This is a genomic window from Duganella vulcania (assembly GCF_009857655.1).
GTDB lineage: Bacteria > Pseudomonadota > Gammaproteobacteria > Burkholderiales > Burkholderiaceae_D > Rugamonas > Rugamonas vulcania.
In genome coordinates, this window is record NZ_WWCX01000009.1 from 20,232 (window position 1) to 40,284 (window position 20,053).

The 20,053-nt window shown below is 62.1% G+C and carries 18 protein-coding genes and 2 tRNA genes; 13 read left to right on the forward strand and 7 right to left on the reverse strand.

Annotated elements, in window-relative coordinates; genetic code table 11:
• Positions 1-11 precede the first annotated feature (11 nt).
• The 6 genes from tolA (at position 12) to GTP90_RS08610 (ending at position 3,867) form a co-directional block, all read left to right on the forward strand.
• Positions 12-929 carry a cell envelope integrity protein TolA gene (gene tolA, locus GTP90_RS08585; protein WP_161083107.1) on the forward strand — a complete coding sequence of 306 codons (918 nt, stop codon included), beginning with the start codon at positions 12-14 and terminating at the stop codon, positions 927-929.
• The gene (tolB, locus tag GTP90_RS08590; protein ID WP_161083108.1) at positions 929-2,203 is read left to right on the forward strand and encodes a Tol-Pal system beta propeller repeat protein TolB; all 1,275 of its coding nucleotides are present in this window, start codon (positions 929-931) and stop codon (positions 2,201-2,203) included. Before tolA ends, tolB begins: the two co-directional genes overlap by 1 nt.
• Before the next feature lie 29 nt (positions 2,204-2,232).
• A complete protein-coding gene (pal, locus tag GTP90_RS08595; protein ID WP_161083109.1) occupies positions 2,233-2,766 on the forward strand; it encodes a peptidoglycan-associated lipoprotein Pal in 534 nt (177 codons plus the stop codon).
• A gap of 107 nt (positions 2,767-2,873) precedes the next feature.
• Positions 2,874-3,629, forward strand: coding sequence for a tol-pal system protein YbgF (ybgF, locus tag GTP90_RS08600; RefSeq protein ID WP_161083110.1), 756 nt, complete (start codon positions 2,874-2,876; stop codon positions 3,627-3,629).
• Positions 3,630-3,686: 57 nt separating this feature from the next.
• Positions 3,687-3,762 (forward strand) — tRNA-Lys (locus GTP90_RS08605).
• Positions 3,763-3,791: 29 nt separating this feature from the next.
• Positions 3,792-3,867, forward strand: a tRNA-Lys gene (locus tag GTP90_RS08610).
• A 184-nt stretch (positions 3,868-4,051) separates the two neighbouring features.
• Here the strand turns inward: GTP90_RS08610 and GTP90_RS37720 are convergent.
• Positions 4,052-5,203 (reverse strand): YecA family protein, encoded by a 1,152-nt coding sequence (locus GTP90_RS37720; RefSeq protein WP_161083111.1) that lies wholly within the window; start codon positions 5,201-5,203, stop codon positions 4,052-4,054.
• Positions 5,204-5,811: 608 nt separating this feature from the next.
• Between GTP90_RS37720 and GTP90_RS08620 the strand changes: the two genes are divergently transcribed.
• The 4 genes from GTP90_RS08620 (at position 5,812) to GTP90_RS08635 (ending at position 8,614) form a co-directional block, all read left to right on the forward strand.
• Positions 5,812-6,507: a hypothetical protein gene (locus GTP90_RS08620; RefSeq protein ID WP_161083112.1), complete on the forward strand. Its 696-nt coding sequence runs from the start codon at positions 5,812-5,814 to the stop codon at positions 6,505-6,507.
• Positions 6,508-6,516: 9 nt separating this feature from the next.
• Positions 6,517-7,095, forward strand: a complete 579-nt coding sequence (locus GTP90_RS08625; protein ID WP_161083113.1) for a hypothetical protein — start codon at positions 6,517-6,519, stop codon at positions 7,093-7,095.
• Positions 7,096-7,366: 271 nt separating this feature from the next.
• Complete coding sequence (locus GTP90_RS08630; protein WP_371875038.1) at positions 7,367-8,038, forward strand: penicillin-insensitive murein endopeptidase; 672 nt, start codon at positions 7,367-7,369, stop codon at positions 8,036-8,038.
• Positions 8,039-8,047: 9 nt separating this feature from the next.
• Positions 8,048-8,614 (forward strand): hypothetical protein, encoded by a 567-nt coding sequence (locus GTP90_RS08635; protein WP_161083114.1) that lies wholly within the window; start codon positions 8,048-8,050, stop codon positions 8,612-8,614.
• A 295-nt stretch (positions 8,615-8,909) separates the two neighbouring features.
• Here the strand turns inward: GTP90_RS08635 and GTP90_RS08640 are convergent, their stop codons facing one another.
• Entirely contained in the window at positions 8,910-9,788 is an 879-nt protein-coding gene (locus tag GTP90_RS08640; protein ID WP_161083115.1) for an aldo/keto reductase family oxidoreductase, read from the reverse strand.
• Between the two features lie 96 nt (positions 9,789-9,884).
• Between GTP90_RS08640 and GTP90_RS08645 the strand changes: the two genes are divergently transcribed.
• Positions 9,885-10,796 carry a LysR family transcriptional regulator gene (locus tag GTP90_RS08645; protein WP_161083116.1) on the forward strand — a complete coding sequence of 304 codons (912 nt, stop codon included), beginning with the start codon at positions 9,885-9,887 and terminating at the stop codon, positions 10,794-10,796.
• 54 nt (positions 10,797-10,850) lie between these two features.
• Here GTP90_RS08645 and GTP90_RS36610 read toward each other — a convergent pair whose 3' ends face one another.
• Positions 10,851-11,516 (reverse strand): FxDxF family PEP-CTERM protein, encoded by a 666-nt coding sequence (locus tag GTP90_RS36610; RefSeq protein ID WP_217431948.1) that lies wholly within the window; start codon positions 11,514-11,516, stop codon positions 10,851-10,853.
• 286 nt (positions 11,517-11,802) lie between these two features.
• Here GTP90_RS36610 and GTP90_RS08655 point away from each other — a divergent pair, with 286 nt between their 5' ends.
• Positions 11,803-13,905 carry a TonB-dependent receptor plug domain-containing protein gene (locus GTP90_RS08655; protein WP_161083117.1) on the forward strand — a complete coding sequence of 701 codons (2,103 nt, stop codon included), beginning with the start codon at positions 11,803-11,805 and terminating at the stop codon, positions 13,903-13,905.
• A 106-nt stretch (positions 13,906-14,011) separates the two neighbouring features.
• Here the strand turns inward: GTP90_RS08655 and GTP90_RS08660 are convergent, their stop codons facing one another.
• The 4 genes from GTP90_RS08660 to GTP90_RS08675 all read right to left on the reverse strand — a co-directional run bounded on the left by GTP90_RS08660 (position 14,012) and on the right by GTP90_RS08675 (position 19,543).
• Positions 14,012-15,145: an acyltransferase family protein gene (locus GTP90_RS08660; protein ID WP_161083118.1), complete on the reverse strand. Its 1,134-nt coding sequence runs from the start codon at positions 15,143-15,145 to the stop codon at positions 14,012-14,014.
• Positions 15,146-15,239: 94 nt separating this feature from the next.
• Positions 15,240-16,277, reverse strand: coding sequence for an alcohol dehydrogenase AdhP (gene adhP, locus GTP90_RS08665; RefSeq protein WP_117015261.1), 1,038 nt, complete (start codon positions 16,275-16,277; stop codon positions 15,240-15,242).
• 159 nt (positions 16,278-16,436) lie between these two features.
• Complete coding sequence (locus GTP90_RS08670) at positions 16,437-17,561, reverse strand: DUF418 domain-containing protein (protein ID WP_161083119.1); 1,125 nt, start codon at positions 17,559-17,561, stop codon at positions 16,437-16,439.
• Entirely contained in the window at positions 17,561-19,543 is a 1,983-nt protein-coding gene (locus tag GTP90_RS08675; RefSeq protein ID WP_161083120.1) for a helicase-related protein, read from the reverse strand. The genes GTP90_RS08670 and GTP90_RS08675 overlap by 1 nt, the downstream gene beginning before the upstream one ends.
• Before the next feature lie 136 nt (positions 19,544-19,679).
• On the opposite strand from GTP90_RS08675, the gene GTP90_RS08680 reads away from it, so the two are divergent.
• Positions 19,680-19,994: a TM2 domain-containing protein gene (locus tag GTP90_RS08680; protein ID WP_161083121.1), complete on the forward strand. Its 315-nt coding sequence runs from the start codon at positions 19,680-19,682 to the stop codon at positions 19,992-19,994.
• The last annotated feature ends 59 nt before the right edge of the window (positions 19,995-20,053 follow it).

The following is a 20,053-nucleotide window of genomic DNA, read 5'->3' on the forward strand; positions in this document are numbered from 1 at the left end:
CAGTGCATACGATGAAACCCGCAACGGCAGGCGGCCCCTACAAGGTGCCGCGACAAAACGAAGGCTGGCGCTCGATAGCGCTGGCCGCGGCCATGCACGCCGTGCTGCTGCTGTTCCTGTGGGTGGGCATCAGCTGGCAGAACAACGAACCGACCACCGTGCAGGCCGAGATCTGGGACATGAAGGTGCAGGAAGCCGCGCCGGCGCCGCCGCAGGTCAAGCCCGAGCCTGAGCCCGAACCGGAACCCGAGCCGGTGGTCAAGGCCGCCCCGCCGAAACCGGTGGAGGCGCCGCCGACGCCGAAGGAACCGGACATCGCCCTCGAACGCCTGAAGCTGAAGAAGAAACTCGAACAGGAAAAACTCGAGGCCGCCAAGGAAGCCAAGCTGAAGAAGGAAGCCGAAGAGAAGCAGGCCAAGGCGGAAGCCAAGAAGCTGGCCGACAAGAAGGAAGCCGAGCAAAAGCTGAAGGACGAGAAGGAACAGGCCGAGAAAGACAGGAAGAAAGCCGCGCTGGCCGAGAAAGCGGCCAAGGAGAAAGCCGAGAAGGCCGACAAGGCCGCCCGCGACAAGGCCTTCGCCGCCCAGATGAGCCGGATCACCGGCAACGCAGCCAAGGGCAGCACCGGCACCGCCGCCACCTCGACCGGCGGCAAGGTCGACGGCGGCTACCAGGCGGCCATCCGGGCCAAGATCAAGAGCAACCTGGTCTACGGCACGGTGGACGACACGCTGAGCGCGACCTACCAGATCACCCAGCTGCCGACCGGCGAGATCATCGGCGTGCGCAAGATGAAGAGCAGCGGCTCGGCCGCCTATGACAGCGCGATTGAAAACGCGATCGCCAAATCGTCACCACTACCCAAGAAAAAAGATGGTACGGTAGAGCGCGAGTTTGTCGCCGATTTCAATATGAAGGATATGCACTGATGACCACCATGAAGAAACTGAACCAAGCGATCCTTACCGCCGCGCTGGCACTGGCCGCCAGCGGCGCCCACGCCCAGATGCGGATCGAGATTTCCGGCGTCGGCAGCAACCAGATCCCGGTCGCCGTGGCCGGCTTCGCGGACGAGAACATCGCCCCGCAACAGATTTCCGCCATCATCAAGGCCGACCTGGAGCGCAGCGGCGCCTTCAAGCTGATCGACGCGGGCGTGATCACCAGCATGAACAACATCGACTACGGCACCTGGAAGGCCAAGGGCGCCGACGCGCTGGTGGTCGGCACCGTCGCCAAGTCGGCGGCCGGCGACTATGAGGTGCGCTACAAGCTGTTCGACACCGTCAAGCAGAGCGAGCTGTCGCAACTGAACGTGGCGCGCGCGCCGCAGTTCACCCGCCTGACCGCGCACAACATCGCCGACGACGTGTTCCTCAAGCTGACCGGCATCCGCGGCGCCTTCTCCACCCGTATCGCCTACGTCAAGGAGTACGACAAGCGCCACTACGAACTGCTGGTGGCCGACGCCGACGGCGAAGGCGAACAGATGGCGCTGCGCTCGAACGAGCCCATCATCTCGCCGTCGTGGTCGCCGGACGGCACCAAGGTCGCCTACGTCTCGTTCGAACAGAAGAAGCCGGTGGTCTACGTGCAGAACCTGGTCAACCGCGCGCGCACCGTGGTCGCCAACGAAAAAGGCAGCAACTCGTCGCCGGTCTGGGCGCAGAGCGGCAACAAGCTGGCCGTGTCGCTGTCCAAGGACGGCCACACGCAGATCTACACGGTCAACGCCGACGGCGGCAACCTCAAGCGCGTCTCCAACAGCGCCGGCATCGATTCCGAGGCCAACTTCGCGCCCGACGGCAGCATCTACTTCATGAGCGACCGCAGCGGCGGCCCGCAGATCTACCGCATGAACGCCGACGGCGGCGACGCCAAGCGCATCACCTTCACCGGCAACTACAACATCAGCCCGCGCGTGTCGGCCGACGGCAAGACCCTGGCCTACATCTCCCGCCGCGACGGCAACTACCAGCTGTACGTGATGGACTTGGCCAGCGGCCAGGAACAGCGCCTGTCCGACAGCACCGACGACCAGTATCCAAGCTTTGCCCCCAACGGCAAATACATCATGTACGCCACTCAAGCCGGCGGCCGCAAATCGCTGGCTGTGGTTTCGGTGGATGGACGTGTAAAGCAACGCCTGACCACACAGGCGGGCAACATCAAGGAGCCCACCTGGGGTCCATTCATGCAGTAACTTTTACCTTTCATCTCTAGGAGAATCAAATGCGTAAACTCAGCAGCCTCGCTTTCATCGTCACCACCGCCGCCATCCTGTCCGCCTGCTCGTCGACCCCGGTCAAGGTCGCCGAGCCAGCGAAAGTGGAAGAGCGTCAAGTCGACACCAAACCGCAGCCGCAGGCCGACACCCGCACCGTGGCCCCGGTCGAAACCAAATCGCTGGATCCGCTGGACGATCCAAAAGGCGTGCTGGCCAACCGCAGCGTGTACTTCGACTTCGACAGCTACGTCGTGCGCGACGACGGCAAGCCAGTGGTGGAAAACCACTCGGCCTACCTGGCCAAGAACAAAGCCCGCTCGATCCTGATCCAAGGCAACACCGACGAACGCGGCGGCGCCGAGTACAACCTGGCCCTGGGCCAGAAGCGCGCCGAAGCCGTGCGCAAGGCCATGACCACGCTGGGCGTGTCGGAATCGCAGATCGAAGCCGTCTCGCTGGGCAAGGAAAAGCCTAAAGCCTCCGGCTCGAACGAAGAAGCGTGGGCGCAAAACCGTCGTGCAGACATCGTCTACAAGTAATCGAAAGCACTACCCTTTTGCCGGGTGACAGGCATAATACGGGGCGGCACGCGGATAACACCGCGTCCCGCCCCGTTTCCTATTAGATTTGTGTGAAAGCGTCCGACATGAAGAAACTCTCCAAATCCGGCCTGAGCGCCGTCCTGCTGGCCGCACTGACCTGGCTGCCGCTGCAAGCCCATGCCGGGCTGTTCGACGACGACGAAGCCCGCAAAGCCCTGCTCGACCTGCGCGCCAAGGTCGAGGCCATGCGGGCCGACCTGAACGCCCGTATCGACACCAAGTCCGACAAGTCCAGCACGCTGGACCTGGTCTCGCAGAATGAAATGACGCTGCAGGAAGTGGCCAAGCTGCGCGGCCAGATCGAAGTGCTGAGCAACGAGTTGGCCAACGCGCAGAAGCGCCAGAAAGATTTCTACGTCGACCTCGACGCCCGCCTGCGCAAGCTGGAGCCGCGCGAAGTGACCATCGACGGCAAGACCGCCCAGGTGGACCCGAGCGAGCAGCGCACCTATGAAGCCGCGTGGCAGACCTTCAAGTCGGGCGACTACAAGGCGGCGGGCACCGCGTTCACCGAATTTGTGCAGCGCTATCCGGGCTCCAGCTACGCGCCGGCCGCGCAGTACTACCTGGGCAGCTCCTACTTCGCGCAGCGCGACTGCAAGAGCGCCATCGCGGCCCAGCAGCAGGTAGTGAAGAACTACGCCGACAGCCCGAAGGCGCCGGAAGCCATGCTGATCATCGCCAGCTGCCAGACCGAGCTGAAAGACAAGGCCGCCAAGAAGACGCTGCAGGATTTGATCAAGACCTATCCTGACTCGTCGGCGGCAGCCACGGCCAAGGAACGCCTCGGCGGCAAATAATTACTCGGGGGTATTTGACAGCCGGACTCATTACCCCCTATAATCTCGCTTCTTCGGGGGTCGTTAGCTCAGCTGGTAGAGCAGCGGACTTTTAATCCGTTGGTCGCAGGTTCGAATCCCGCACGGCCTACCATTCGAAGAAAACCAAGGTTTCATACCTTTGGGTCGTTAGCTCAGCTGGTAGAGCAGCGGACTTTTAATCCGTTGGTCGCAGGTTCGAATCCCGCACGGCCTACCAAGAATTATCAAGGAAGCCCACGAATTTCGGTTCGTGGGCTTTTTTGTTTCTGGTCACCGTCTGGCCACTGTCTGGCCGCATCGAAAAATCCCGCACTCTATTTTGCTTGCCGAGTAGCTTTCCGTGCCGCTCTCCTTCCTCGACACCTTGCATCGAAGTATCCTAGGACAACCACTAAGGATAACTAAGATACCTCGTTTATCGTCTTGACTGATATACCCGTAAGATACGCGCCAGCCGCACTCAAGGCAGGCGGCGGTAAAACATCTAGGGTCGCTCCGTTTCGCATCTGCGCAGCGCACCAATCCTTCCCCGCATTCGTCATTCCGTCATACCAAGTGGGTGAAAAATGACAATTCTCACTAGTTTGCAATAGCAGCGCCGCCAGGATCGCGGGCATATCAACAAGCGGAGCACGCTGCAATGCTTCTATATACGGCTTGCAGCTAGAGTCACTATCAGCTAACCAGCAAAAACAAATATAAGAAATACCACCTGCCACAAAAGACGTAAGACTTATAGAGTCGGGAGTCTGCTTACCGAATCCCAAGAATTGAATTTCCTTTCCATAAATGTCATTTTCAATTTGAAAAGACGCAGCACATTGAATTGGGAATAACCCATCAAATTCAATCACAATAGCCCTTACCTGCTCCCATTTTTCTTCCAGAAGAATAGCGTCATATCTTTTCTTATGCGCCTCCGCATCCTTCATGCCGAGCTCAGTGCCGTGGTTGAAATCATTAATAAACTGTCGAGCAATCTTACTATTGGAACTGAGTGCGTGCCGAAGATCGCTTTGTAGCATCGATCCCTGCTTCATATAATATTCTCTCGCCACGGCTCGGTAGCTCAAAAGGAAACATTGCTCTTTCGTAGAGCTGAAAGGGACGTCCTCCAGCGCAGAAAAAAGCTTCTTATCGTGAACACCACAAAATCCGGGGAAGGTAGACGCATCTTTCCAACCGGTCCGCGTGGGCAGTATCCGCCCCTTTGACTTAATTAATTCCTGAATTGAAATCTTGTAGGAGTAAACATGCCCCTCATGGGCGATCGCCCCTAAGCTAGCAGACCTAGAAACGGTGTGCGCGTTTATTGTTCCCCGTGAGCATTCACTTGAAAGCGAACTGGGAACTAAACATTTTCTCTGCGGACTAAGCTTTCGGATGCGAGCATCGATCATTCCCGGCACAGGCTTTCCACCGCCATCCTCCCCGCCGTGACAGCGCTTATATTTTTTGCCTGAACCACACGGACAAAGCTGATTCCTACCTATCTTCGATGTAAATTGGGGGATTTTTCTAGATTCCATACATTCAAGATTATTATCTAACATCAAAATGCCACCGACGTTACATTCTTATTGCGGCGAGCCACATTTAAACGTTCGAATTCATTTTTAATCAGATTTCCCGGAAAAAATACCGAGTTTGCTAGCTTCGATTCTAGCAAGCTTCCTAGCCTTCCCCCCGAATATCGTTCGACACTAGCCAATCCGTCCGAATTCAGTCGATAGCCGGAAAATTCTACTTGCGATTGCGCACGTACAAAGTGTGCAAAGACAGTGACTCGCGCAGAGTTTGACATCAAGTCAAAAGCCACAATCTCCAGTCACCGCGACCGGAGATGGGCCAGACGCATCAACGGCAGCTACGAAAAAAAAGCGGCCCATGTGATGTGCTAGTCCCAGCCTAGACCGCTAAGACGAACTGCCGCAGCCACGCAAAGATCCACGAATTTGAACTCCACGTCACCGGACTGAGCAACCCGCGACCAAACAAGTTCCTCCTCAAACACGATCATCCTATGAGATCACCAAGTTCGTCGAAGTTTCCCCAAGTCTAGCTCTGGTCAGAGCGATACCCAGCACCATCTTGCGCCGGTTCAAACGCCCTCAACCAGCAACGCAGTACGCTCGTCAGACACCTTTGATAGGAGGCCACCATGCCGCAGTCCGACGAAGAAACATTCGAAAACGAGATCAAATCATTGGAAGCGACCACTGCCAGCGTTGGGCTGCATCTGGAAATCGATTCCACCTCACGCAGAATTTACGCCCGCGAGATCAAGGCGATGTCAGACAATCTTCGTCGCGAAGTCGCCAGAGGGAAATTGACTTGGGCGCAGGCTGCGGAGCAGGCCCAAGCCACGCGGAACGTCGTCATGCAACTCACTAGATCGAAGAGCACGCCCGTTGGCCGTGCCTTCGCAGAATACAAGAAGCCCGAGGGTCGCAATCTGAACGCTTTGATCGCCGAAAAGACATCGAAGTTATTTGGGAAAAACGCAATCTTCGCAAAGCTCCCCCCATCAAAGCAGAACCGGGTATTTGCCGAAGTTGTCGCGTCGGCCGGCAGGTCACAGCCTGGCATCACGCACAGTATGTTGCGGTTGTCGTATTTGGGACGTGGCCTCATTTTGCTGTCATTGGCGCTGTCGACGTATAACGTGCTCACCGCCCGCGATAAATCCACCGCAGTCAAGCGTGAGTTGGTCACTACCACTGCGGGGATAGGCGGCAGCGTAGCGGCTGGCGCTCTCGCGGGTTTGGCGTGCGGACCGGGCGCGCCGGTATGTGTGACAATAGGTGCGTTTGTCGGAGGTGCGCTAGCGGCCTTCGGCGCTGGCTTTATATGGTAGAGCAATCTCGTGAGATTACTTTCGACATCGGAGTTCACTACAAGGCTAGCGACGCCCTATACGGATGTCGCGCCGGCCTCGTCCGAACTGCTGCTGGGCAGTGAGCCCACCGGGCTGATCGTGACGGGAGCCGTGCTGGAAGCGGCGGTGGAATGGCATGGCTATCGCATTGTTTTCCTCACCGATGACATTCCCTTCGAAGACATGCTGCGGATTTATATGTTCGATGCCAATATGGCTTTGGTGGATTCCGCAGTGCTCGGCGCGATGTATTCGACCGGCACGTTTGCTGAACTGAGCCTGCAGCCGCCGAATGCACTGACATTTCGCTTCTTCGGCGGCACAGTCTGGCGCATGGTGCTGCTCACCGGGCGGGAATTTGCCCTTCCCTTCCTTTCCGATCCGAGCGGAGTGAACCGGAAATTCAAATTCTTCAGGCACTTCCGAATTGAAGGCAAGCCGCAGCCGGAAAGCGTGAGCAGGATTTCAACGCAGTCCGAGACGACAGCGCGGGAGCAGGTTTTAACGCCACTAGCGCGCCGCACCTCGAAAAAAACTCGCACAAAAAATGGTATAAATCGTTTTTAATCAGCGCCAGATTTAATCGGGAATGCCAGTTGCGTCATTTACTGTCTCAATAGTCTCCGCCCCTAGAGGTTTTTCTAGAGATTCCACCTGCTTGGCCTCCCCTTACTTAAACTTCACGAATCGTAGGATCTGCGGACAACTTCTCATGTATGACAAACTGGCTTCCATGGGGAAGCAAACTGAAGCGCGAACACCCGACGTAGTGCCACACACAAGTACTTGGGCCATTCGGTCTAGCTTGGGGCTCAGGTGTTATATCCTGAAGGCCACCGTGCTGTTTGCGCTTCCGCTGGCGCTCGCCAATGCCAGCACCTGCTACGGCACGCCGGCGAACGGGCGACTGCAAGATGGCGCGCAGCTTCCTGTGCAGGGCAAGAATTTTGCTCCTTACAGCAGTGTCGGCGTCTCGCTGGGCCGGACCTATGTTCATCAGAGCATACGCGACATCGTACTCGACGCTTACAACGGCGTGTATCAGGCCGCGCCAGACAAGCGCTTCATGTACGGCGAAACAGGTCTGGCCAACGGCGGGCAAATCAAGCCGCATCACACTCACCAGGCCGGACTATCGGTCGATTTCATGGTTCCCGTCCTCGACGGCAAGAACCAGCCGACGCTGCTGCCGTCGAATGCGCTGAACAAGTTTGGCTATGGTCTTGAGTTTGACTCGAATGGCGCGCTGGGTGACCTGCATATCGACTTTGATGCCATCGCGGAGCATCTGCACCAGTTGGCCGACGCGGCAGAAAAGCACCATGTGAAAATCGAACGGGTGATCTTCCAAAAAGAACTCGCGGAACGGATGTTCCGCACATCACGTGGGCGCGATCTGCGCACCACCCTGCCCTTCATGAAAACCACGCCATGGATCAGGCACGACGAACACTATCACGTGGACTTCTCACTGCCGTGCCGTCCGCTCAGCGCCTACCGCAGGCCATAGCGCAAACTCGTGAGACTGCTTTCGGCTACAGAATTCGCGACAAGGCTGGCGACGCCCTACACGGATGCGGCGCTGGCCTCGTCCGAGCTGCTGCTGAACGGTGAGCCCAGCGGCGTGATCGTGACGGGAGCCGTGCTGGAAGCGGCTGTGGAATGGCATGGCTGTCGCATCGCTTTCCTCACCGATGACATTCCCTTCGAAGACATGCTGCGGATCTATATGTTTGACGCCAATATGACGTTGATGGATGCGGCCGTGCTCGGTGCGATGTATTCGACCGGCACGTTTGCTGAGCTAAGCCCGCAGCCGCCGAATGCGCTGACGTTTCGCTTCTTCGGCGGCATCGTCTGGCGCATGAAGCTGCTTGCAGAACGGGAATTTTCCCTTCCCCTTCTTTCCGATCCGCGCGGCGTGAGCCGAAAGTTTAAATTCTTTAGGCACTTTCGAATTGAGGGCAAGCCGCAGCCAGAGAGCGCACGCAGGAGTTCAGCACAGTCCAAGAGGTCAGCGCGGGCGGAGGTTGCCACGCCGCCATCACGCCGCACAACGCGAAAGCGCGCACCAAAAATAGTATAAATCGTTTTTTATCAGCGACCGATTTGAGCGACGATACTGGATTTATCAAGCGCCGTAATAACCACGCCGCCGGTTGATTGGGCGACTGCGCTACACTGGCTCTATCAAATGTTGCATGACGGGAGGCGCAAATGGGCACGACACGAAGTGTCGAAGGTCAATCCGATCCAGCTACTAATGCAGAGCCTGCACTCTCTTCACAAGAGGAACGGCGCCGTCGGCGCGCCGCCGAGCTGCCAAAGCAGGCCTGCACGTCGAAATCCAGCTGCGGGAAACAGCGTAACCGCCTGGCCTGCTACTCCCCGCTTGGCACGCGTGGCGCCATGTCATCCAGCTCAGCCACCGCATCATCAGGCAACACGAACGAACCTGCCGCGATATTCTCGCGCAAATGCGCCAGTGACGACGTCCCTGGAATCAACAGGATATTCGGCGAGCGGCGCAGCAGCCACGCCAGCGCCACCTGATTGGGCTGCGCCCGCAACCGCGCGGCGACGGCAGACAGCGTCGCCGACTGCAATGGCGAAAAGCCACCCAGCGGAAAGAACGGCACATACGCGATGCCATCCCTCGCCAGCGCATCGATCAGCGCGTCGTCCTGACGGTGCACCAGGTTGTAGTGATTCTGCACGCAGACGATCTCGCACATCGCCCGCCCTTGCGCCACCTGCGCCGCAGTGACGTTGCTCAAGCCGATCTCGCGCACCAGGCCCTGGCGCCGCAGCTCGGCCAGCGCGGTCAGCGGCTCCTCGATCGAGCCCTCGGCTGGCTGCATCGGATCGATCATCACCCTCAAGTTCACCACGTCCAGCACATCCAGCCCCAGGTTGCGCAAGTTGTCGTGCACGGCCTGCCTCAATTCACCAGCAGAGCTGGCGGCCAGCCAGGACGCATCCGCGCCGCGCCGTGCGCCGATCTTGGTGGTGATGACCAGGTCGTCGCGATAGGGATGGAGCGCTTCGCGTATCAACTGGTTGGTGATATGGGGCCCGTAGAAATCGCTGGTGTCGATATGATTTATACCGTTTTCCACAGCTGCCCGCAGCACGGCCAACGCGCCTGCCCGGTCGGCCGGCGGGCCGAAGACGTGTGGCCCGGCGAGCTGCATGGCGCCATACCCCACGCGGTTGACCGTACGGCTGCCGAGCTTGAAAGTGGTGAAAGATTGGTTCATCTGAATTCCTCCTGTTTAAGTAGAGGCCAGTGTAGACGCGCAACCGGCGTTCGATAAGTAGGTATAATCAGGACGCCCCGTACGAAATTCCGCACAATGAAAATCGACCTCGCCGACCTCACCGCGTTCCTCGCCGTCGCCAATGCAAAGGGCTTCCGCGAAGGCGCACGTGCCAGCGGGCTCAGCGCATCGGGGCTGAGCGAGGCGGTGCGCCGGCTTGAAGCGCAAGTCGGCGTGCGGCTGCTCCATCGCACCACCCGCAGCGTCGTCACCACCGAGGCGGGAGAACGCTTGCGGACCCGCCTCGGCGCCGCGCTGACGGAGGTGGAAGCCGCGCTCGACGCCGTCAATGATTACCGTGGCCGCCCTTCAGGCACGCTCAAGCTCAACGTCCCCATCAGCGGGGCGCGCCTGATCCTGCCGGCCATCGTCTCGCGCTTCCTGGCCGCCTATCCCGAGATCCGGCTCGACATCACCGCCGACGATAATTTCGTCAACGTACTGGAGGCGGGCTGCGACGCCGGCATCCGCTACGACGAGCGCCTGGAGCAGGACATGATCGCCGTGCCCATCGGCCCGCGCATCCAGCGCTTTGCCGCGGCCGCCGCGCCCTCCTACCTCGAGCGGCGCGGACGCCCCGTCCACCCGCGCGACCTGCTGCAGCACGACTGCCTGCGCCTGCGCTTCGTCGGCCGGGCCATGCCGCCATGGGAATTCGCCCGCGACGGCGAGACCGTGCAGATCGATGCCGAAGGCCCGCTGTACGTGCAAGGCGGCGCGATCGCCGACCTGTTGGTGGAGGCCGCCGTCGGCGGCAGCGGCATCGTGTATCTGTTCGAGGACTGGCTGCGCCCCCACCTCGACAGCGGCGCGCTGGTCCCGGTGCTGGAACCGTGGTGGCTGGCGTTCTCCGGCCCCTTCCTTTACTACCCGGGGCGCCGGCTGGTTCCGGAACCGCTTCGCGCCTTCATCGACTTCATCCGGGAAGCGGATCGGATACAAGAATAACCGCGCAAAAAAAAACGCCAGCAAGAAGCTGGCGTTTGATTTTGCGCGTTGCGCTTACTTGGCGCGGCGGCGGCGTGCGACGAAGCCGATCAGGCCCAGGCCGGCCAGCAGCATGCCGTAGGTTTCCGGCTCTGGAACAGGAGTGGTGAAGCTCCGTTGGCCAGTGTAGAAACCGACGTTCGAGAAGCCGGGAATGCTGCTTGGGCTCTTGGCGTTGTTGAGCCAGTTGATGGCCCAGCTACCGGTCAGCGTCTGGTTGGCCAGGATGGCCTGGTCGTTAAACAGGAAGCTGCCGACGTTATTACCGGCGTGGAAGGACAAGACCAGGTCCAGCGTGGTGTTCTTGGTCGCGCTGGTGTTGGTGACCGTCCAGGTACCGCTGGTGTGGCTGGCCGCTTCCGTAAAGGAGAAGCTCAGGCCGTCGGTCGGTGCCTTGTCGGTGAACACCAGCTTGTTGCTCTTATCGTTGAATTCGACCGTTTCGGCCAGGCTCCAGCCCTTGGCTGCCGTACCGGAAGCGCTCACGAAGGCGCTGTCAAAACCCAGGGTCGACTGGATGGGGTTGATGTTGCGGCCCTGGACCAGAACATATTTATCCGCATTGTCCCCTGCCAGCTTGACGTCTTTCGCACTGGACGTGCCAGGCCCCGGATTACCAGCCTGCGCGACAGCGGCGACGAGGGTGGTGCTCAACAAGGCAATTTTAAAAATGGTTTTCATTGTATGTTCTGATAAGGTTGATAAAAAAATTTCTATTTTGAAATTTAAATTTCCTAAATGCATGTTCGAAAGATATCATCCTCGCCAGATAAGTGCAAGAAATATATTTGTAATTTCCACAAGGAAACTGATTCACCCGAGCGCCCTGCCAGGGCATCCTGCCGCCTGATGCGCTTTGACAACAGTCAATTGTTAAAGAGCAAAGCGCCGTGTATTGTGGTGCATCTGCTGTTGCTCGACTTTCAATATGAAACAGTTCCCCTCTCCGCGCGCTGCGCGCATGTGCATGGCAGACTTCCGGTCCGGCTGGCTGATCGCCTTGGCTGTGTCGGCGTGGCACCCCTGGTCGCTGGCCGCGGCCCAGCCGGAGGATGAGGACCTGGCCCTGTACGGCATGGACCGCTCGGCCATCAGCCTGGCGACCGGCTCGGTCCAGACGCTGCGCCGCGCGCCGGCGGTCGCCTCGGTGGTGACGGCAGAGGATATCGCCGCCATGGGAGCGACCGACCTGGACCACGTGCTGGAGGCGGTGGCCGGCATCCATGTCACGCGCGTGGCGACCATGTACGCGCCCAACTACATCATTCGCGGCATCGGCGCGGGCGGCGTCACCAATCCCCAGGTGCTGGTCCTGCTCAACGGCCTGCGCATGAACACCGACTACAACGGCGACAAGGGCAATATGTGGGCCAGCATGCCGCTGACGAATGTGGCGCGCATCGAGATCATCCGCGGCCCCGGCTCGGCGCTGTATGGCGCCGATGCCTTCGCCGGCGTCATCAACATCATCACCAAGACGGCGGAACAAATGCCGGGCCTGCGCGTGGGCGCGCGGGCCGGCTCGTTCAACGCGCGCGACGCCTGGCTGGAATACGGCAGCAAGCAAGGCCAGCTGTCCATCGCGGCGTATCTGCAAGTGGGCCGCACCGACGGCGCCGACACGCTGGTCGAGGCCGATGCGCAGACCCTCAACGACCGCCGCTTCGGCACCCACGTGAGCAAGGCGCCTGGCCCGATGAACACCGGCTACAACGCCTACGACGGCAGCCTCGACCTGTCCTGGCAACGCTGGCGCTGGCGCACCAACCTGAAATGGCGCGACAAGGTCGGCACCGGCCTGGGCGTCAATTCCGCCCTCGATCCCGACCACCGCGCGCGCAGCGGCTACGCGGCCAGCGAACTGTCGTGGACCGCGCCCGACTTCGCCAACGACTGGAGCGTGGGCGCATCGCTGAGCTATATGTTTTTCACCGAGCAGTCGCCAGACGGCCTGGGATTGTTTCCGGCGGGCGCGCGCCTCGGTCCCAACCTTTTCCCGAATGGCATGATCGGCGGCCCCGGCCGCTGGGAACGCAATCTGCGCAGCTCGGCCTTCGCCACCTACAGCGGCGTGAGCGGGCACGCGCTGCGCCTGGGCGCGGGCCACGACGACCTGTACCTATACGGCGTCGAGACCATGAAGAACTTCCTGATCAGTCCGGCCGGCATCCCGATCCCCACCGGCGCCGTGATCGACTACGGCCCGATCCAGCCGCACATCCGGCCCCAGCGCCGCAAGATCAATTATGTCTACGCGCAGGATGAGTGGCAGTTCGCGCGCGACTGGGCGCTGACGGCCGGCGTGCGGCATGACGACTATTCCGACTTCGGCGGCACCACCAACCCGCGCCTGGCGCTGGTGTGGGACGCCGACCTCGACATCACGGTCAAGCTGCTGCACGGCCGCGCCTTCCGCTCGCCCAGCTTCAACGAACAGACCGGTATCAACCCGGTCAACATGGGCAACCCGCAGGTACGGCCGGAAACCATCAGCACCACGGAGGCCGCGCTGGCCTGGCAGGCGCGCCCCGACCTGAACATCAATCTCAGCCTGTTCCGCTACACGCTGAAGGACCTGATCCGTTCGGTGCCCAATCCCGCGCCGGCGCCGGGCGCCACCTACCAGAACAGCGGCGGCATGGACGGCAACGGCGGCGAGATCGAGCTGGCATGGGACCTGAGCCCGTCCCTGCGCTGGCAGGCCAACTACGCGCGCCAGAACGCGCACGACACCATCACCCACAGCGATCCGGGCTACGCGCCGCGCCATCAAGCCAACGCCCGCCTGGACTGGACGCTCGGCCCGGGCTGGCAGTTCAGTCCGCAACTGAATTGGGTCGCGGGCCGTCGCCGCCCGGCCGGCGACGCGCGCGCCCCGGTCGCCGACTACCGGACCGTGGACGCCGCCCTCACCCGGCAGTTGCCACATGGCTGGACCGTGACTGCCACCGTACGCAACCTGTTCGACGCCGACGCGCGCGAGCCGAGCCTGGCGCCGGGACTGGCGCTGCCGTTCGACATCCCGGTATCGCCGCGCACCCTGGCGCTGCAGTTCAGCGTCAAGCTCTGAGCGGCGCGCCTGATGAAGGCGGACAACGGCTTCGTCATCCGGTCGGAGACCTGCGGCCAGCCGGTCGACGACCTGTTGAGGGTGCGGGACGGCATCGCCGAGGCCGTTACGACAGCACTGAAGGCAACGATCGACCGGAGCGCGGGCGGTCCCGCGCGGTAGCCAGCTGGACGAGGCGTCCCAGCGGCGTCTCCACCCAGCGGAAAAATACGGCGCCGGCTGCCAGGCTGGCGCCCCATGCCAGCAGCATGCCCGCGCCCTGCCAGAACGGGCCCTCCGGCACAAAGCGGCTGGACGCCGCGTTGACCAGCAGGCAGACCGGGAAATGAATCAGGAACACCGAGTACGATATCCGCCCCAGGCCGTTGACGGCGGCCCACGCGCGTCCGCCCGACACCGTTCTCACGCGGCCGAACAGGTACAACAGGCAGGCCACCACCAGCGCCAGCGCGACCCGGCTGCGGAAATCCAGGAACAGCGCCGCCGTCGCCGGCACCACGGCCATCGCCAGCAGCAAGGCCACGGCGCCCGGCGCGCGGCGGCGGTCGCTGGCCCACCACGCCATCATGCCCAGGCCATAGCTGCCGAAGAAATACGGCGCCCAATTGTCCCAGTCGGCGTCGAGGTTGAAATACAGCAGCGACAAGGCGATGCCCAGCGTGGTGATGACCGGCATCAGCCACGGCATGGCGCGCCCGCCGGCCAGGCGGCCCGCCAGCCACAAGCCCAGGGCCGCGACCGCATACAGCTGGAAATCGATGGCGACATACCAGGCGCCGGCCGACAACGAGGGATAGCCCAGCACGCCATGCAGCAGCAGCGCGTGGGCGCTCAGCTGGCTCAGGGTGGCCGGCGCGGAGACCGAACTATGGGTCATCCAGTTGCCGGCCCACGAGGAAGCGACGGCGGCCAGCAGTGTGGCGGCCATGAACGGCGGCGCCAGCTTGGCGTAACGCCGCCGGATCGCGCCCAGCGGATCGGCCAGCCCGGCGGCGCCGGCGGGTGACAGCGATTTGGCCGCCAGGAAGCCGCTGACGACCAGGAACACCTGCACGGCAATGCGCGCAGGCCCTCCCAGCCAGGCTATCAGCGCCGGCAACAGCGGCCGCACCTGATCGGACATGGGTCCGTAAAAGGCCAGGTGATGCAGCACAATCAATTGCGCCGCGCCGGCCTTCAGCAGACTAATCAACCCAAATTGTGGCGGGGCCGTGCCGGCCCCTCCCCTTGCTCCATTCATTCCCGTCCCTAAACATCCAGCTTGCGCCAACCGGCCGCCATGATAGCCGAGCTTGGCCTCCGGTAGGCGCGCGTTTAGGGTGGATCAGGTGGCATCAATGCGTTTTTGACGCGAAATCAAGCACGATACGGCCTTCGATATCGCCTTGCAGCATCCGGTCGAAAACGTGGTTGATATTGTCCAGGCTGTCCGTGGAGACGGTCGCCTTGACCTTGCCCTCGGCGGCGAACATCAGCGACTCCTGCAAATCGAGCCGCGTGCCGACGATCGATCCGCGCACGGTGATGCCGTTGAGCACCATGTCGAAGATCGGCAGCGGGAAGTCGCCGGGCGGCAGGCCGTTCAACGACACCGTGCCGCCGCGCCGCACCATGCCCAGCGCTTGCGAGAAGGCGATCGGCGAGACGGCGGTCACCAGCACCCCGTGCGCGCCACCGATCTCTTTTTTGATCACGGCCGCCGGGTCCGCCGTCTTCGCGTTGATCGCCAGCACCGCGCCCAGGCGGCGGGCCAGCGCCAGCTTGCTGTCGTCGATATCGACCGCCACCACCTTCAGCCCCATCGCGCAGGCGTATTGCACCGCCATGTGGCCGAGTCCGCCAATCCCCGAGATCACCACCCAGTCGCCGGGCTTGGTATCGGTCATCTTCAAGCCCTTGTAGACCGTGACGCCGGCGCACAGGATGGGGGCGATCTCGACGAAGCCTATTTCCTTCGGCAAATGGCCGACATAGTCGGCATCGGCCAGCGCGTATTCCGCGAACCCGCCGTTGACCGAATAGCCGGTGTTCTTCTGCGATTCGCACAAGGTCTCCCAGCCGCCGAGGCAATGCGGGCAATGGCCGCAAGCCGAGTACAGCCAGGGAATGCCGACCCGGTCGCCGCTCTTGACATGCTTGACGCCGGCCCCGACCTCGACCACGTAACCCACCCCCTCGTGGCCGGGAATGAAAGGCGGCGCGGGCTTGACCGGCCAGTCGCCGTGCGCCGCATGCAGGTCCGTGTGGCACACCCCGCAAGCCTCGATCTTGACCAGGATCTGCCCGGCTCCCGGAGTCGGCACCTCGACGTCCTCGATCACCAGCGGCTGGCCGAATGCCCGCACCACCGCAGCCTTCATCATTTTGCTCATGATAGGTTGCTCCACTCTCGACTATTTTTGTCCAGCATTGTCAGGCCTCTTCAAAAAGAAAAACAATATGATCCGGTAAGGGACTTGCTGGCATTAATGCTAAGCAGCCGCGCCTGAAAATCCTTTGATCTCGATCAAAATCGCCTTTACCTTCTTGAATTAATCCTTTTCACGCAACGCTACGCGCATGGGCTGCACGGCGCCGTACATCAGCGTGCGCCACAGCCACTCCAGCGGGCCATAGCGGTAATGCCGCAGCCACCAGGCGCTTGCCGCCATCTGGGCCGCGTACACGCCCAGGCCGAGCAGGAACACCGGCGCGGCGCCGAGCCGGCCGAACTGTCCCAGCCCGTAGCCGAAGAAGATGTAGCCGAAGATCAGCGACTGGGCGATATAGTTGGTGAACGCCATCCGGCCCAGTGGGGCGAAGACGTGCAGCATGCGGCGTTGTGCCAGCAGCAGCACCGTGGCCGCGTAGCCGGTGGCCAGCAGGGTCTGGCCCATGCCTGCGGCCGCCTCCAACGTCGACAAGGCCGCGCCGCCCGCGATGCCGGCCACGGCGACAGCGGCCAGCAGGGGGCGGTGCTGGTCCGGTTTGCGGGCGATGCCGGTCCGCCACGCCAGCGCGCCCAGCAGGAACAGCGCCAGGGTGCGCGGGAAAATAAAGACGTGCAAGGGCAGCAGATTCGCAAGCTCGTCAATGCTGAAGCGGTGTATCTCCGCGTAGCTACCCGTCGCGTACACCTGGTTGGCCAGCGCCACGTGTTGCTGGAACCAGGCAGCCTGCGGCCACGGTATCCCGACCGGCACCATGCCGATGTACACATACAGCGCGAACATGCACGCCGCCGCGACCGCCAGCGCCCACACCGGCGCCGCCAGCAGCGGCAGCAGCAACAAGCCTCCCAGCGCGTATTCGGTGAGGATGTCGCCGTTCCAGACCAGCAGCAGATGTACCAGCCCGAACACCAGCAGCACGGCCAGCCGCCGCGCCAGCCAGTAGCGCGGACGGCCGGTCCTGGCCAGGCGCTCGAACTGCACCGCCAGCCCCAAGCCGAACAGCAAGGAAAACACCGCGAAGGCCTTCATCTCGAAGCCGGCGCGCACCAGGGTTTCGACCAGTCCGTCCCACCTGCCAGTGCCCGGATCGGGCGGCAAGAACTGCTGGAAGATCGAGACCCGGAATTCCGACAGCAGGTTCACCATCAGCACGCCGAACAGCGCCATGCCGCGCAGGATGTCGATCGCGTCGATGCGCTCGTTGGCGCCGTCGCCGCGCGCCATCAGCGGCGGAACTTCTTCGGCTGGCGCTTGCGCAGCGCGGAGTTCTGGTCCTGCAGCATCGCGTCCACGCGCTCGGACGCCTGGCGCGACAGCTGCTGTGCGCGCTCGGTGTCGGGGAAGTATTCGGGCTGACGGTAGGCCAGCCACGCGTAGGCCGAATACATGCGGCAGGCGTCCTCCACCTCCTGCAGCGACATGTAGTGCAGCGGCACCTGGTCCGTCTTGATCGGCGTGATTTTCTTGGCGGCCAGCGCCGTGGCCCAATGCTCCCACGCGCGCTGCAGCGACGGCACCTTGGACGAGATCGGCACCAGCGACAGCGCGAACTTCTCGGCCACCGTCAGCTCCAGCGTGTCGAGCCAGGCCGCGCGCTCGAACTGGTCCTCGGTGATGCGTGGGTAGAAGAAGCCGTCCGGCACGTCGATGTTGTGGACGAAGCGCTTGAGCAGCTTGGCCAGCGCGTGCTCGTTGGTCACCGACGAGATCCGGTGCAGATGCTCCAGCGTCGGCGCCACGGCGAAGCCGGTGGTCTTGAGCGGCACCGGCTTTTCCTTCAGCAGCGAGCGCACCACGTTGTGGGTCTCGTTGTCGTAGCCGGCCACCAGGCCTTCCTCGTGCACGCCGAAGCGCCCGGCCCGGCCGGCGATCTGGCGCGCCAGCGCGGCCGGGATCTCTTCCTCCTCGTAGCCGTTGTACTTGACCGAGGTGGTCATCACGATGCGGGCGATCGGCATGTTCAGGCCCATCGCGATCGCGTCGGTGCCCACCACCACGTCGGCCGCGCCGTCGCGGAAGCGCTGCGCCTGCGCGCGCCGCACCTCCGGCGACAGGTTGCCGTACACGGTGGCCACCGACAGGCCCAGCTCGGTCACCATGTCGCGCCACATCAGCACCTCGCGGCGCGAGAAGCAGATCACCGCGTCGCCCCGCCGCAAATTGCTCAGCTTGCGCACGGCGGTCGGCTCGACCGACAACGGGCCCTTGCGCTTGAGCACGTGGACTTCCAGTTCGCACTCCAGCCGCGCCGCCAGCACTTCGATGGCGCGCCGCGCTTCCGGCGCACCCACCAGGTACACCACCTGCGCCGGCGCGCCGCAGACGGCGGCGGTCCACGCCGCGCCACGGTCGCGGTCGGCCAGCATCTGGATTTCGTCGATCACCGCGACATCGACCGGGGTGCGGGTGTCGAGCATCTCCACCGTGCTGGCCACGTGCGTGGCGCCCGCCACCAGGCGGCGCTCCTCGCCCGTCACCAGGCTGACGGCCAGCGGCTTGCCGTGCGCCTCCATGGCCTGCAGGCGCTCGTAGTTTTCCAGCGCCAGCAGCCGCAGCGGCGCCAGGTAGACGCCGCTGGGCGCCTTGGCCAGCGCCTCGATGGCCTGGTGGGTCTTGCCGGAATTGGTTGGTCCCAGCAGCGCGATGAAGCGCCGCTTCATGCGCCGCGCCACGTCGAACGAGGCCGGATATTCGGCCAGGTTGATGCTCTGGCGGGTGCGCTCGGCGTGCTGCTCTTCCATCTCGCGCTCGACGGCGTGCTCCAGGCGCTGCCGGATGCGGTCGAAGACGATGCCGGCCGGCTCGGAGATCTGCATGTCCGCCAGCGCGCCGAGGAAAGGTTGCGCATCGAGACCGCAGTCGTCGCAAGCGTCGGCCATCTCCTGCACGAAGGCGCTAACATAGCCGCGCAGTTCTTCGCCGACGGCGTCGCTGGCGCGCTCCAGCAGCAGCTGGGAACGGGTATCGGCATCCATCTTGCGCCATTTGGACGCCTTGGCCAGCACGCCCTGCGCCGGCACCAGGTCATAAGGGACCTGCAAGCCGTTGTACGACACCACCCCGCTCAAGCGCAGGAATACGCGGCCTTCCTGCCGCGCCAGTACGACGCCCCGGGCGCTCAGGCCCAGCCGGTGCATCAGGTCGTCGTCCTCCCCCTGGTCGCTGTCTGTGGCGGAGTGATGCGATGCTGGCGAGGGATTGCTCATATGCGGTATTCGGATAAGTAGGCTGAAATTTTAGCAGATCGTTACAGTTGGTGAGAAAGCTAAGCCGGTCGCCCACCTATAATATTCCGCCTAGGCAATCAGCCTACAACAATAAACAGAAAACAAAAGGGAAAACATGGGCATGGTATTCTGCCGCGGTTGCGGTAAAGAAATTCACGAGACAGCACCAACTTGCCCACATTGCGGCGCGCCGCAACATGCCAGCGGCGCCTCCGGTCCGCGTTCGGATAAGGATTACGTCGTCACCGTACTGCTGTGCTTTTTCCTGGGCGTATTGGGCGTGCACCGCTTCTACGTCGGCAAGATCGGTACCGGCCTGTTAATGTTGTTCACATTCGGCGGCTTCGGCATCTGGGCGCTGATTGATTTTATTATGGTCGTTCTCGGTAGCTTCACCGACAGCGACGGCCTCAAAATCAGCAATCGCTAAGCGCGTTTTTGTCTTTCCTCCGGATTTCTGGCACCATAGCCCGGTTTACACCGCCGCCG